This window comes from Segniliparus rugosus ATCC BAA-974, from assembly GCF_000185725.2.
GTDB lineage: Bacteria > Actinomycetota > Actinomycetes > Mycobacteriales > Mycobacteriaceae > Segniliparus > Segniliparus rugosus.
In genome coordinates, this window is sequence record NZ_KI391953.1 from 372,059 (window position 1) to 385,368 (window position 13,310).

A 13,310-nucleotide genomic window follows, 5' to 3' on the forward strand; every position below is an offset into this window, starting at 1 on the left:
TATGGGCCACGCGATCTATCCAGGCACATTCGACCCGGTCACGCTCGGGCACCTCGACGTCATCGGCAGGGCCGCGAAGCATTTCGACCGGCTGACCGTCGTCGTGATGACGAACCCGAAGAAGCAGACGCTCTTCGCCGCCGAGGAGCGGATGACGCTGATCCGCGAGGCGACGGCGGATTTCCCCCATGTCGACGTCGACTGCTGGTCGGGCCTTTTGGTGGAGGGCGCGCGGGAGCATCGGATCAAGGCGATCGTCAAGGGTCTGCGCACCAGCATCGACTTCGAGTACGAGATCGCCATGGCGCAGATGAACCACCATCTCGCCGAGGTGGACACGTTCTTCGTCGCCACCGCCCCCGAGTACTCGTTCATCTCCAGCTCCTTGATCAAAGAGGTGGCAGGGCACGGCGGCTCGGTTGGCGAGTTCGTCCCGCCCTGCGTGTTGCCGAAGCTGTTGGAGCGGCTCGCCTCGCGGGCCTAGTTCCGGGCTTTCGCGGCCAAGAGGCCCGCGAGGCAGGCGACGGCGGCGGTCGCGGCGAAGCAGAGCACCGCCGCGTGGTGGATGCCGACCGCCGAGGTGGCGAGCGAGAGCGCCGCGCCGAACCCCGCGACGCCCATCGCCATCATGACCTGCTGGCTGGTGGTGATGACTCCGCCGGTCAAACCGGCGATCTCGGCGGGCACGTGGCTCATGATCGCGCCGACGAGCGGGGCGTACACGAGGCCTTGCAGGGCGCCGAGCGCGATCAGCACGGCTTGCATGAGCCACAGGTTCGGGTGCGGCCATTGCAGGGCGAGCAGCGTACCGAACGCGACAAGGCAGGCGGATTGCCCGATGAGCCCGACTTGGCCGACGCGGATGGGGTCGAAGCGCAGCACGATCTTGGCCACTAGCAGCGACATGGCGAGGAACGCGAAGCAGAACGGCCCGAGCGCGAGGCCGGACTGGAACGCGCTGTAGCCGAGCCCCTGCTGCGTCGTCAGCGCGAAGAGGTAGCCGAAGCCTCCGTAGGAGAGGAAATACAGGGCCGCGGTGCCGAGGCCCGCCAAGATGGGGCGATGTTCGAGCACGGAGGGCGGCACGATCGCCATCCCCCGGTAGGCGTGCTCGTGGCGCCAAAAGAGGGCGAACGCCCCGCATGCGGGAGCCAGCAGGAAGAGCCAGGCCGCGCCCATGGTCGGCGCGAGGGTGACCGGGGTGAGCAGCAGGACGAGCCCCGAGGCGAGCAAGAGCACCCCGACCGGGTCCATCGAGGTGCGGCGGTCGGCGCGCCCTTGCGGCACCGCGACGATCCCCGTGAGGCACACTGCGGCCAGCCCCGCCGTGCTCCAGAACACGCCAGACCAGCCGACCGAGGCGATCAAAAGCCCGCCGCAAGCTTGCCCGAACGCGGTGCCCGCCCCGGCTCCCGCCGTGAACATCGAGATCGCCTTGGCCCGGCGCGCCCCGGCCGTGGTCGCCTGGATGGTGGCCAGGATTTGCGGCAGCGCCATGGCGGCGGCGACGCCTTGGACGGCGCGGAGCCCGAGCAGCGTCTCAATGTTCGGCGCGAAACCCGCCGCGGCGGCGGAGACCAGGAGCAGGACGAAGCCGAGGGCGAGCAGCCTGCGCCGCCCGTAGCGGTCGCCGAGCCGTCCGCCGAGGATCAAAAGCGCGCCGAGCGGCAGCCCGTACCCGGCGAGCACCCATTCCGAGGCGGCGTCCGACGCGCCGAGCGCGGTTCTGATCGTCGGCAGCGCGACGACGGCGGCGTTGTAGTTGTACGGGATCGCGAACCCCGCCAGCGTGAGCGCGGCGAGCCCCACAGCGCTCAGCGCCCCTTCCTTGTGCCGTTCGGCGAGGGCGCAAGGCTCGTGCGCGGGGCAGGCGGTCGTCGTCACGAGTCGAGTATGGCGAAGAAGTTATCCCGGTACCAGACGGCAGTTATCCTGGTATTGCTCCTACTAGCCTGGCATGTCCCGGCGGGATTTCGAGGTGAGACGATGGGCGAGACGAGGCGCAAGGCGCTGGCCGAGTTCTTGCGCAGCAGACGCGACCGGCTCTCGCCCGAGGCGGTCGGGATCCCCCGCGCGGGCCGCAGACGCGCGCCGGGGCTGCGAAGGGAGGAGGTCGCGGCGCTCGCCGGAGTGGGGCTGACCTGGTACACCTGGCTGGAGCAGGGCAGGGCGATCAACGCCTCCGCCCAGGTGCTCGCCGCCGTGGCGGACGCGTTGCGCCTGGAATCCCACGAGCGCGACCATCTGCTCCGGCTCGCCGGCCTGAGCCCCGGCAAGGCCCGCGACGAGCGCGCGCAGACCGTCACCGAGGCGCATCGGCTCCTTTTGGAGCGGATCTTGCCGTATCCCGCGTGCGTCGTGGACGACAAACTGGACCTGCTCGCCTACAACAGGACGTATCGGCGGCTCTACGGCGATCTCGGGGCGATCCCGGAGCGGGACCGCAACTGCCTCATGCTGATCGTCTGCGATCCTGGGTGGCGCGCGGGCTTCGCGGACCACCCCGAGGCGTTGCACAGCTACGTCAGCCGGTTCCGGGGCGCGATGGCGGACCACATGGACGACCCCTCCTGGACGGGCATGGTCGAGCAGCTGCGCGCGCTGTCCCCGCAGTTCGCCGAGTCCTGGCGCCGTCACGACATCCAGGCTCCCGAGGACCGGCGTTGGCGGTTGCACTGCCCGTATGTGGGCTGTGTGGAACTCGACTCGACGAGCTTCACGCACGCGGTTGCCCCCAAGTCGCGCATGGTGACGCTGACGCCCTCGGACGAGCCGACCCGCGCGGCCTTGGCGAGGCTGGACGCGATGTTCGCGTCGGAGCCGACGACGACGGTCCGCTCGGACGCGCTGGCGAACGGGTCGCCGGGCGGCTGAGCGGGATTCAGCGCGCCTGCGTCTCGCGGGCCTTGCGCGCGCGGTACGCGGCGACGTGGATGCGGTTGCCGCAGTTCCCGATGTCGCAGAACATGCGCGAGCGGTTTCGGGAGAGGTCGATGAGGACCGCGTCGCAGTCCGGCGCGGCGCAGCGCTTGAGCCGGGAGAGCTCGTCCGCGCGGATGAGCTCGGCGAAAGTCATGGCGACGTCCGCGCCGATGCGTTCGGCGAGCGGATCGTCGGTCTGGTTGAAGTGCAGATGCCAGTACGGCGCTTCCGGGTGCCGGGTGAGCCACGGGTTCGCCCTGTTCGCCGCGAGGAGCGAGTTGACTTCGGCGACCAAGGCCTCTTCCTGGTCGAGCAGCTCCCAGAGCACGCGGATGCGCGCTCTTAGCGCGCGCATCGCCGCGAGTTCCGCCTCGTCGCCGTCCCGCCGCCCGGTCCAGCCGTGCTCGTCGAGGTAGCCGCGCAGCGCGCTCTGGCTCGCGAGCACGTCGGCCCCGCCGAGTTCGGAGTTCACCAAGGGGGCGAGCGCCAGCAGCGTGGCAATGACGTCTTGGCTGAAGAGCGTCCCGTGTTTCGTCTCTGTCATGACTCAAATCATCTTGACACATGACAGCGGAACTTGCTAGCGTCATGAGCGAAAGTTCATTAGCTCATGACATCTCCATTGGGAACTGCCAGGGGATTCGTCCGCCCTGGAGGTGAGGACATGTTTATGAAGTCGACGAGACAAACGCAGCTCGCCGGTCTGCCGCTGGCGGTGGCCGCCGCGATGTGCTTCGGCGTGTCCGGCCCGTTCGCGAAAACCTTGACCCAAGCGGGCTGGTCCACCGGCGGCGTCGTGCTCACCCGGCTCGGGATCGCGGCGGTGGCCGCCGCGCTCGTGGCGCAGTGGTTCGAGCCCGACTGGTGGCGGACGGTGTGGCGGCACCGGAGCGCGGTGGCGCTCTACGGGCTCATCTCCATGGTGATCTCGCAGTTCTGTTTCTTCAGCGCGGCGCAGCACATGTCGGTCGGCATCGCGCTGATGCTCGAATACCTCTCCCCTGTGGTGGTGATCAGCTGGATGTGGGCCTCCACGCGGGTCCGCCCTTCGGCGGGCGTCCTCGTCGGGGCCTCGGTCGCGCTGATCGGCGCGATGACCGTCCTCGGCGTCTTCACCGGCGCGAGCATCGACGGGGCAGGGGTGCTCTGGGGGCTGGCCGCGGCGAGCGCGGGAGCCGCGTACTTCATCCTCGGCCATCGTTTCTCCGACAACGTGTCCCCGACGGCGCTTGCCGCAGGGGGGCTGGTCTTCGGCACGGCGGGGATGGCGGCCATCGTGGCGACCGGGCTGGCCCCTGCGGTCAAGGGGGCGCAGGAGGTGACGATGGCGGGCGCGCAGACCAGCGCGCTGGTCCCGCTGGTTGCGTTGGGCTTCACGACGGGATTGGCGTACCCGTTCGGGGTGGCGGCCATTTCCCGGCTCCGCCCGACGGTCGCCTCGATCCTCGGGCTCCTCGAAATCCCCGTCGCGGTCCTGATGGCCTGGTTGCTGCTGGGGGAGCGCCTGAGCGTTCTGCAAATGATCGGCGCGGCGGTGCTCCTGAGCGGGGTCGCGCTCACGCAGCGGCAGGGCAGCTCGGCGGAAGGGGCCTCTCCGGACCTGCCCCTCTGCGGCGAGGACGTCGATGCCTCTGAACAGGATTTTCTGTTTCCGTCGCGTTGACTTTCTGCTACTGTTTCCATTCGTGCCAGAGTCGAACGGCCTTTCCGTGGCCACTGTGAACGTCAATGGGGTCCGCGCCGCTGTCAAAGCGCGCTCCGAGGAGAACACGGGACTGCTGGGCTGGCTGGGCGAGTCCCCTGCGGAGTACATCTGCCTGCAGGAAGTCCGGGCGACCGAGGCGGAGGCCCGCGCGGCGCTCGCGCCCGTGCTCGCGGACGGCTGGAAGCTCGCGCTGGCCCCCGCCGCGCAGAAGGGGCGCAGCGGGGTCGCGATCCTCTCGCGCCGAGAGCCCGACGCGGTGCGGATCGGCTTCGGCGACCCGCAGTTCGCGGACTCCGGCCGGTACATCGAGGCCGACTTCGGGACGTTCACCCTCGCGAGCCTGTACTTGCCCTCCGGCGAGGCGGAAACCGAGCGCCAGGTGGAGAAGGACCAGTTCCTCAAGACCTTCGGCGAGTATTTGAAGCCGCTGGCCCGCAAGCGCCGCGACGTGCTGATCTGCGGGGACTGGAACATCGCGCACACCGAGCTGGACATCAAGAACTGGAAGGGCAATCTGAAAGCCTCCGGGTTCTTGCCGCATGAGCGCGCCTGGCTCAGCGAGGTCTTCGGCGAGGGCTCCGACTGGACCGACGTGCAGCGCTCGTTCCACCCCGGCGAGGCGGGGCCGTACTCCTGGTGGTCGTTCCGGGGACAGGCCTTCGACAACGACTCAGGGTGGCGCATCGATTACCACGTGGCGAACAAGCAGCTCGCCAAACGGGCGGCCAGGGTCGTCACCCAACGGGCGGAGCGCTACGACCTGCGCTGGTCCGACCACGCCCCGGTGATCGTGGAGTACACGGCATGAGCAGGCCGCGTCTTATCTCGGGGATTCAGGCCACCGGCAGCTCCGTCCACCTCGGCAACTACCTCGGCGCGATCAAGCAGTGGGTGGAGCTGCAGCACGACTACGAGGCGCTGTACTTCATCCCCGACCTGCATAGCATCACCACGCCGCATGATCCGGCGCAGCTGCGGGAGTCGACGCTGCAATACATCGCGCAGCTGTTGGCGCTCGGCCTTGACCCGGCGCAGTGCACCATTTTCGTGCAGAGCCACGTCCCGGCGAACGCCCAGCTGGCCTGGGTGCTCAGCTGCCTCACGGGCTTCGGCGAGGCGAGCCGGATGACGCAGTTCAAGGACAAATCGGACAAGCAGGGGGAGCAGACCTCGGTCGGCCTGTTCACCTACCCATGTCTCATGGCTGCGGACATCCTCGCCTACCAGGCCGAACTCGTCCCGGTCGGGGACGACCAGAGCCAGCACCTCGAACTCACCCGCAACCTCGCCGAGCGGTTCAACCACCGCTTCGGCCAGACGTTCGTCGTGCCGAAGGCCAGGCTGGTCAAGGCGGGGGCTCGGGTCTACGACTTGCGCGAGCCGACGAAGAAGATGAGCAAATCCGCGTCCTCGGACTCGGGCATCGTGAACTTCATGGACGATCCGAAGACTTCGGCGAAGAAGTTCCGCTCCGCGGTGACCGATATGGACGGCGAGGTGCGCTTCGACCCGGCGGCGAAGCCTGGGGTGTCGAACCTGCTCGCGATCTTCGCGGCCCTCACCGGCCAGACTGCGGAGGAAGTCGCGCTGAAATACCAGGGCGGCGGGTACGGCGCGTTGAAGGTGGACCTCGCGGACGCGTTCGTGGAATTCGCCGCCCCGGTCAGGGAGCGCACGCTCGGCTGGCTGGAGAACCGGTCGGAGCTGGACCGGATCATCTCTGAGGGCGGCGAGCGCGCAAGGGAGATCGCCAGCGCGACGGTGGCGCGGGTGTACGAAGTCGTGGGGTTCTTGTCCGATCCAGGGGTTCCCGGAAGGAGCTGACCGTTGGCCCAGAGCACGTCGCCCGAGAGCAAAGAAGCCGACCAGGGCAAAAAGGAAGGCTTGCTGGACCGGCTCAAGGGCTGGTTCGAGGGACTGCAGCAGAAGTGGCCCCCGCTCGCGCACCTCATGCGCGCGGTGGAGCGCTACCAGGACCGCAAGGCTGACTTCTTCGCCGCTGGCGTGACGTACTACAGCGTGCTCTCGTTGTTCCCCGTGATCATGGTCGGCTTCGCGATTCTGGGCCAGGTGCTCATCCAGAACCCCGAATTGCTCGAACACATCAAAGAGCGCATCACTTCGATGGCGCAGGGCGGCCTCGCCAAGCAGCTCAACCAGCTCATCGACTCGGCCATCGCCTCGCGCACCACGGTCGGGACCGTCGGTCTGGCCCTCGGCCTCTGGTCCGGCTTGGGCTGGATGGCCGCGCTGCGCGAGTCGCTCACCCAGCTGTGGCAGCAGGATCCCGATTCGGAGGCCAACTGGTTCAAGACCAAGTTCAGCGACCTGCTCGCGATGGCGAGCTTCGGCCTCGCGCTGGTGGTGGTCTTCGGGCTCATCACGCTCTCGAAGAGCTCATGGCTCGTCAAGGCGCTGGTCAAGGTGGGGCTTGGCGACTGGTCCGGCGGGCAAGGATTCCTCACGATCGTCTCGACGGTGCTCGCGACAATCGCCGCCTGGTTGTTGTTCACCTTTGTGATCGCGCGGCTGCCGCGCAAATCGGTGGCGCTCGCCGACGCGTCCCAGGCCGGGCTGCTCGGCGCGATCTTGTTCCAGATCTTCCTGGAGCTGGCGTGGTTGTTGCTCAAAGGGGTGACGAACGGTCCGGCTGGCAAGACGTTCGGCCCGATCCTGGGCCTGATGGTGTTCTTCTTCTTCACGGTGCGGATCGTGTTGTTCGCGACGGCGTGGGCGGCGACCGAGCAAGGGGCCGAGGCGCGCTCGGCGCAGCTCGACGCGGCCGCGAAGGCCCGTGTCGGCGCGGCCACCGGCTGGCTGACAGGCGCGTTGGGCATCGCGGACGAGGACGAGGGCAAGAGCGACGAGGAGCCGGAGGGCTCGGCTGGCCAGCGCGCCGCGCAACCGCCTCAGAAGGCGGCGAAGAACGAGGCTTAAGAGCGCGCGCCCGGCCTACGCGAGCTGGTCGAGCACCGTTTCATGGGCGGGCGGCGGCCCAGGCGGGGTTCCGTCCCCGAACGGCCGCCCGCCGAGTTCGGCGCGCGAATGGGGGTCGAGCCAGTTCTGGAGCGAGGGGCCTTTCGGCGTGATCCCGGTGGGATTGACGTCGAGATGCACCGCGTAGTAGTGCTTTTGATCTGCTGGAAGTCGATCGTGTCTCCGAAGCCCGGCGTCTGGAACAAGTCCCTCGCGTACGCCCAGAGCACGGGGTTCTCCGCGAGCTTTTGACGGTTGCATTTGAAATGCCCGTGGTACACCGCGTCGAATCGGACCAGCGTGACGAAGAGGCGGACGTCGGCCTCTGTGATGGCGTCCCCGACGAGGTAGCGCCGTGTCGCCAGGCGCTCGGAGAGCCGGTCGAGCGCGGAGAACAGCGTGTCGTACGCCGCGTCGTACGCCTCCTGGGATTTGGCGAACCCGCAACGGTAGACGCCGTTGTTGACCGACTCGTAGACGAACTGGTTGATCTCGTCGATCTCCGCCCGCAGCGGCTCGGGATAAAGGTCGGGGGCGCCCTCGCGGTGGTGGGCCCGCCATTCGCTGGAGAAGTCGAGAGTGATGCGCGCGAAGTCGTTGGTGACCACCGCCCCGGTCGGAATGTCCACGATCGCGGGCACGGTGACGCCCCTCGGGTAGTCGGGAACCCGCTTGTTGTAGGCGTCGCGGAGCCAATGGATCCCCAAGACCGGGTCGAGCCCGCCCGGGTCGAGGTCGAACGTCCAACTGCGCTCGTCGTGCGTCGGCCCGCACAGGCCGAGGGAGAGGACTCCTTCCAAACCCAGGAGCCGTCGCACGATCAATGTGCGGTTCGCCCACGGGCATGCCCGCGCGGCCACGAGCCGGTACCTGCCCGGCTCGACCGGATAGCCCTCCCGTCCGTCTGCGGTGATCCGGGTGTTGATGTAACGGCTGTCGCGGATGAACTCGGTGTCGAGAGCCATGATCCCCACCGTAGTACGGATCGAGCCGCCGCGCCACAAGGGTCGCGGCGGCTCGATCCGTTGCTCTGCGCTCAGTCGGCTCAGGCGGCTCGCTTGTTCTGCTCGTTGGCGACTTCCGCCATGCGCTCCTTGCTCTTCGGCGAGACATGGGCCGAGTAGCCATCGTTGGGGTGGCAGCCGAGGCGGCCGGACTCCGGATCGTCGAGCACTTCGAACGCCTTCAGATCGCCCTCGTCGAGGGAGAAGTCGAAGATGTCGAAGTTCTCGGCGAGGCGACGGGAGGAGCTGGTCTTGGGAATGACGACGTGGCCGAGCTCCACGTGCCAGCGCAGGATGACCTGCGCGATGCTCTTGCCGTGCTTGTCGGCGATTGCGGCGAGGTGCGGATTGTCGAGCAACCCGATCCCCTGGGCGAGCGGGCTCCACGCCTGCGTGACGACGCCGTGGCGGGCGTTCGCCTCTTTCAGCTGGGACTGCTGGAAATACGGATGCAGCTCCACCTGGTTGATCGCAGGGGCGACCCCGGTCGCGTCGATAACTTCATGAAGGTGGTCTGATTCGAAATTCGCCACCCCGATGGAGCGGGCCAAACCGGACTCTTGGACCTGGACGAGACCTTTCCATGCGTCCACGTATTTCCCAAGCTGGGGAACCGGCCAGTGGATGAGGAAAAGGTCGACATAGTCGGTTTGCAATTCGACAAGGCTGCGCTGGAGGCTTCCGGTGACGTCGTCGAAATCTTCGAACCAAACTTTTGTCGTGATGAAAACGTCTTCCCGGCTGACGCCGGATTGGGCGATACCTTGTCCGACGCCCCGCTCGTTGCCGTATTTCGAAGCGGTGTCGATGTGGCGGTAGCCCATGTGGAGGGCGTCTTTGACGACTTCGCGAGTGTCTTCGTCCGACATTTTGGCGACTCCGAGGCCAACCTGGGGGATAGCGGCGCCGTCATGAAGCTCTACCGCAGGAGCAGGCTGATATTCCTTGAGCAGTTTCATGAGTCTTTCATCCTCTTATCTACCAAATTCGTCTTGTTGCGACTCGTCTTTGTTCTGTGAAATGTGTCGACACAGCGCTGTGTCGCGGCGAGGCACAGGCTCTGCGTTGCGACGACACAAGCTCTGTGTCGTGCTCCGAGCCTAGGGTGGCTCACACGGCAAATCTAGCCCGTGTGAAAAAGCGCACAGGGGGCGAAGCGTCTCGTTTTTGGGCGCGCCAATGTAGAGCATCCGACTCGGAATGTCGCGCTATGGACTCAGTTTTGACGAAATTTGTTGCCCCATTCACGTATTCAGATATTCGGTCCTCAGATGAATTTTTGCATATTCCATATGCGCATAAGCGCATGTGAATATGTCAAATCCGTGCGGCTCCCCCGCAGCGAGAGCTGCGGGGGAGTTACTCGTCTTCGTCTTTGCCGTACATGGTGTACATAGGGCCTGAGCTGTAAAGACCGCTGTGTTCGACGAAGCCGATCTCAAGTTGCGCGGGCACGGCTTCTGGCACGTACGGGGTGTATCGCTGCAACGAGCCCCAGTCCATGTCGGGCCTGCCTGCGAGGTAGGTGGCCAAGGTGGTCGGCGAAAGGAGGCGCTGAGTGACGCCGATCGGTCCGCCGAACCGCGAGCTCATCCACCGCTCGCTGTTCATCTTAGTACCGCCGTGGTCGGGGGTGATGCGCCATTTGGGGACTTCGAACATCCCGTCGCGCACCCGGATCGGGTGCTGGCACGGGAACTGGAAGAACACTTGCCAGTCGATGAGGGCGGGTTGGTCGCCGACGAGGTCCTGCAGCGTGCGCAGCACAGGAACGCGTGGCGGGGTGAACGCCATCCACTGGTCCGGGGCGGTGGAAAGGTCGGAGACGCGCAGCCGGACCGCGTCCGCGTCGGCGGGGAGCGACGCGCGGGGGTAGCGCAAGTTCCGCCAGGCGAAGCTCGGCCCGATGTCGTAGAGCTTGGTCGCTCCGAGCGGGGCGACCGTCCCGTCCGGCCCGGTGCGGCCGTACTCCAGCACGAGCTGATCGGACTCCGGGCCGCTCGGCACGCCGTTCATGCCGAGTCCTGCGATCTGGCCCGCCGCGGAAAGCGCGATGAGCGGCCGGTCGGGGGAGGCGGGGGGCAGTTGGTACCAGCCGGTGGTGACGCTGGTCGGCACGTTCACCCCATAGCTGCCGAGCACGGGGACGGCGTGCGCGTCGAGGCCGAAGGGGAGCGGGACCTCGCCTTTCGGGACTGGTTGCGCGGTGGGCTCCGGCTCGTCGGGGCTGATGTCGGTGTAGTCGGTGAAGGTGGTGGTGAGCTTTTTCCAGAAGTGGTCGGGGTCGGAGCCGAATTGCGTCGGCTCGCTCCCGCGCAGCGCCTGGCGCGGGTCTTCGCCGTTCAACGGGCGCAGGAGGCCCTGATTGGGATCCTCCTCGACCAGCACGTCGTTCGCGAGCGCGCAGCCGTCCCCTGCCGTGACGAATTTGAGGTTGGATTTCGCCCAGGAGAAGCTGTGCCGCTGCGCGTATGCCCCTTTGGCGAAAGAGAGCAGGATGAAAAGGACCATCGCGAAGGAGACGGCGGGCAGGCTCCATGCCCAGAAGCCGCCCCGGCGAGCGTCGCGCTCGCCTTCGGGCGAGCTTCGGAGCTGCTGCCAAAAGGCGAGCAGAGCCACGGCGACGGCGAGCGCCAGGACGAGGTCGGCGATCTGGTAGCCGCCGATCACCGGCGGGCGGTCCCACCACGGCACGCCCCAGGAGGAGACGTACCACCACTGGTTCAGGCCGGTCATGGCGACGGCGAGGACGAAGAGCGCCGAGGCGGCGAAGTAGATCCTGGCCTGGCGGCGGGCGATGACCGAGGGGCCGACTGCCGAGGCGGCGAACGCGGCGATGGCCCCCGCGATGCCCGCGTAGATGCCGAAGTGGTGCGTCCACTTGGTCGGCGTGAAGGTCATGCAGAATATGGTCCCGACGAAGATCCCGACCAGGCGGACGGCGGGGCCCCGTGCCAGCCCGCCGAGATGGCGGTGGCGCAGCAGGACGAGCGCGGCGGTCACCAGGCAAAGGAAGGCGATCAGCACGCCGAAGCGCCGGGCGAGCGACCCGTCGGCGGTGGGCAGCATGAGGTAGTAGTACCGCAGCAGCTCCTCGTACCAGGCGCGGTTCGGCCCGATCGTGGTCTTCACGTGGAAATTGCCTTCGATGACCCCGGCGAGGCTCTGGTTCCAGAACACCACGGGGATGACGAGGGTGCCCGCCGCGAGAACGGGGGACAATACGGCGAGCCAGCCCTGCCAGCCGCCTCCGACCAGCTTGGCCCGCGCCGCAAACCGGCGCAAGCACTGCCGGACTCCAACCAGCAACGCGGCGGCGGCGATGAGGCCGCCGGGCGCGGCCCCGAGGCAGAACGAGGCGATGATGACGGCGGCAGCCGTGGGCAAGAGCCGCCCGGTGGCGATGGTCCGCTCGATGGAGCACCAGGTGAGCAGGGCTCCGAGGGCGACGACGGGCTCCGGGCGCAGCCCGTTCGCGTAGGCGAGCCACAGGGAGAGGAAGACCCCGGCGGCGGCCCACGGCGCGGCTGGCGTGCGGCGGGCGAGGCGGCCGAGGCGGGGGATGACCTCTTTGCTGATGGTGAACCAGCAGGCCAGTGCGATCAGCAGCTGCGGAAGGCGCATGACCGGCGCGGCGGTGGAGAGCTGCGCGAGCCAGGAGCAGACCTGGTAGTACCAGGTGACGGGGTTCTCGGCCACGCCGAACCAGCGGTGGTAGCTCACCATGTACCCGGCTTCGGGGCTGACCACTTCCCAAGTCAGCTGATAACCGTCGTCGGAGGTGTTCGAGCCGATCATGAGCCAGAGCGCGAGCACGCCGACGACGACCGCGTCCACCAGGCTGATCCGCCACCACCCTGGCGGGAAGAAGCGCCGGTGCCGACGGCCGTCGAGCCCGTCGAACCGCGCGAGCGCGACAAGGGCGAGGGCCGTCGCCGCGAAGCCGAGGAGGGCGACCCCGAGCCGCAGATCGGTGGCGACCGTGTTGAACCTGGTGTCGATCAGGAAATACGCGTGCAGCCCTTCGGGGGCGGGGCCCTGCAGGTCGGTGAACACGCCGACGATCTGCGGGCGCAGGAGCGGGTCGGGGACGTCGTGCACGAGCGGCTGCGCGCCGACCCCGGTGATGCGCACCACGGTGTGCTTGGCGTCGGCCTGGACCTCGATCCGGCAGTTGGGGTTGTCCTGCTGCGCGCGCGGGACGACCAGCAGCGGCACCGCGCGCACCGAGGCGACGAGAGAGTCACGGTCCGCCGAGACGTAGAGGGCGTTGACCTTGTTGTTCTTGCCCCGGACCGGAGCGGTGGACACCAGGTTGCCGCCTTCGGCCGGCAGCTGCTGCGCGAGGGAGCAGGGGACTGCGATCCGGAGGTCTTCGGCGACGAACGAGTCGAGCGGCGCGGTGACGTTGTTCAGGACGCCGTTCTGCGGCCAATCGACCGCGACCGTTCGCTGGTTGAGCGGCAGGATCGGGGAGAGGACGGCGCAGAGGAAGGCGAGGAGTCCGGCGACGATGGCGACCCAGCGCCAAGCGGGCACCCACGCGGGCGGCTTCCAGCCTTCCGGGACACGCCCGGACCAGGCGTTAGACACAGCGGGAACCTCCTTGAGAGCCCAGCGGAACAAACGGATGGGATGCAAGGCGGCGAGGCGCGGAGCGTCTTGGGCGGCGGGGCGTGTCGGAGCGCTCCGCCGACGCGGCA

General features: G+C 67.7%; 10 protein-coding genes and 1 pseudogene. 6 read left to right on the forward strand and 5 right to left on the reverse strand.

The window, feature by feature from the left end; translation table 11 throughout:
- Nucleotide 1 precedes the first annotated feature (1 nt).
- A complete protein-coding gene (gene coaD / locus HMPREF9336_RS01845; protein WP_007471911.1) occupies nt 2-484 on the forward strand; it encodes a pantetheine-phosphate adenylyltransferase in 483 nt (160 codons plus the stop codon).
- Here the strand turns inward: coaD and HMPREF9336_RS01850 are convergent.
- Nucleotides 481-1,884 (reverse strand): MFS transporter, encoded by a 1,404-nt coding sequence (locus HMPREF9336_RS01850; protein ID WP_007471909.1) that lies wholly within the window; start codon nt 1,882-1,884, stop codon nt 481-483. The genes coaD and HMPREF9336_RS01850 overlap by 4 nt on opposite strands.
- Before the next feature lie 102 nt (nt 1,885-1,986).
- Between HMPREF9336_RS01850 and HMPREF9336_RS01855 the strand changes: the two genes are divergently transcribed.
- Complete coding sequence (locus HMPREF9336_RS01855) at nt 1,987-2,874, forward strand: helix-turn-helix transcriptional regulator (protein WP_007471907.1); 888 nt, start codon at nt 1,987-1,989, stop codon at nt 2,872-2,874.
- 7 nt (nt 2,875-2,881) lie between these two features.
- Here the strand turns inward: HMPREF9336_RS01855 and HMPREF9336_RS01860 are convergent, their stop codons facing one another.
- A complete protein-coding gene (locus tag HMPREF9336_RS01860) occupies nt 2,882-3,466 on the reverse strand; it encodes a CGNR zinc finger domain-containing protein (protein ID WP_007471905.1) in 585 nt (194 codons plus the stop codon).
- A gap of 126 nt (nt 3,467-3,592) precedes the next feature.
- Here HMPREF9336_RS01860 and HMPREF9336_RS01865 point away from each other — a divergent pair, with 126 nt between their 5' ends.
- The 4 genes from HMPREF9336_RS01865 to HMPREF9336_RS01880 are packed head-to-tail and all read left to right on the forward strand — an operon-like array spanning nt 3,593 to nt 7,564.
- A complete protein-coding gene (locus HMPREF9336_RS01865; RefSeq protein ID WP_007471903.1) occupies nt 3,593-4,585 on the forward strand; it encodes an EamA family transporter in 993 nt (330 codons plus the stop codon).
- 22 nt (nt 4,586-4,607) lie between these two features.
- Nucleotides 4,608-5,435 carry an exodeoxyribonuclease III gene (locus tag HMPREF9336_RS01870; RefSeq protein WP_244431578.1) on the forward strand — a complete coding sequence of 276 codons (828 nt, stop codon included), beginning with the start codon at nt 4,608-4,610 and terminating at the stop codon, nt 5,433-5,435.
- Nucleotides 5,432-6,451 carry a tryptophan--tRNA ligase gene (gene trpS / locus HMPREF9336_RS01875; RefSeq protein ID WP_007471900.1) on the forward strand — a complete coding sequence of 340 codons (1,020 nt, stop codon included), beginning with the start codon at nt 5,432-5,434 and terminating at the stop codon, nt 6,449-6,451. Before HMPREF9336_RS01870 ends, trpS begins: the two co-directional genes overlap by 4 nt.
- A gap of 3 nt (nt 6,452-6,454) precedes the next feature.
- Nucleotides 6,455-7,564 carry a YhjD/YihY/BrkB family envelope integrity protein gene (locus HMPREF9336_RS01880; RefSeq protein WP_021029936.1) on the forward strand — a complete coding sequence of 370 codons (1,110 nt, stop codon included), beginning with the start codon at nt 6,455-6,457 and terminating at the stop codon, nt 7,562-7,564.
- A 15-nt stretch (nt 7,565-7,579) separates the two neighbouring features.
- Here the strand turns inward: HMPREF9336_RS01880 and HMPREF9336_RS01885 are convergent.
- The 3 genes and pseudogenes from HMPREF9336_RS01885 to HMPREF9336_RS01895 all read right to left on the reverse strand — a co-directional run bounded on the left by HMPREF9336_RS01885 (nt 7,580) and on the right by HMPREF9336_RS01895 (nt 13,200).
- A pseudogene (locus HMPREF9336_RS01885) lies at nt 7,580-8,568 on the reverse strand (glutathione S-transferase family protein).
- Nucleotides 8,569-8,648: 80 nt separating this feature from the next.
- On the reverse strand, nt 8,649-9,566 hold the full coding sequence (locus HMPREF9336_RS01890; protein ID WP_021029938.1) for an aldo/keto reductase: 918 nt from the start codon (nt 9,564-9,566) through the stop codon (nt 8,649-8,651).
- Nucleotides 9,567-9,966: 400 nt separating this feature from the next.
- Nucleotides 9,967-13,200 (reverse strand): arabinosyltransferase domain-containing protein, encoded by a 3,234-nt coding sequence (locus HMPREF9336_RS01895; protein ID WP_021029939.1) that lies wholly within the window; start codon nt 13,198-13,200, stop codon nt 9,967-9,969.
- Nucleotides 13,201-13,310: the final 110 nt, after the last annotated feature.

What these genes read in the sequence shown, in the direction of transcription:
- coaD (WP_007471911.1), top strand. Translation starts at nt 2, where the DNA reads ATGGGCCACGCGATCTATCCAGGCACATTCGACCCGGTCACGCTCGGG.
- HMPREF9336_RS01855 (WP_007471907.1), top strand. Translation starts at nt 1,987, where the DNA reads ATGGGCGAGACGAGGCGCAAGGCGCTGGCCGAGTTCTTGCGCAGCAGA.
- HMPREF9336_RS01860 (WP_007471905.1), bottom strand. Translation starts at nt 3,466, where the DNA reads ATGACAGAGACGAAACACGGGACGCTCTTCAGCCAAGACGTCATTGCC.
- HMPREF9336_RS01865 (WP_007471903.1), top strand. Translation starts at nt 3,593, where the DNA reads ATGAAGTCGACGAGACAAACGCAGCTCGCCGGTCTGCCGCTGGCGGTG.
- trpS (WP_007471900.1), top strand. Translation starts at nt 5,432, where the DNA reads ATGAGCAGGCCGCGTCTTATCTCGGGGATTCAGGCCACCGGCAGCTCC.
- HMPREF9336_RS01890 (WP_021029938.1), bottom strand. Translation starts at nt 9,566, where the DNA reads ATGAAACTGCTCAAGGAATATCAGCCTGCTCCTGCGGTAGAGCTTCAT.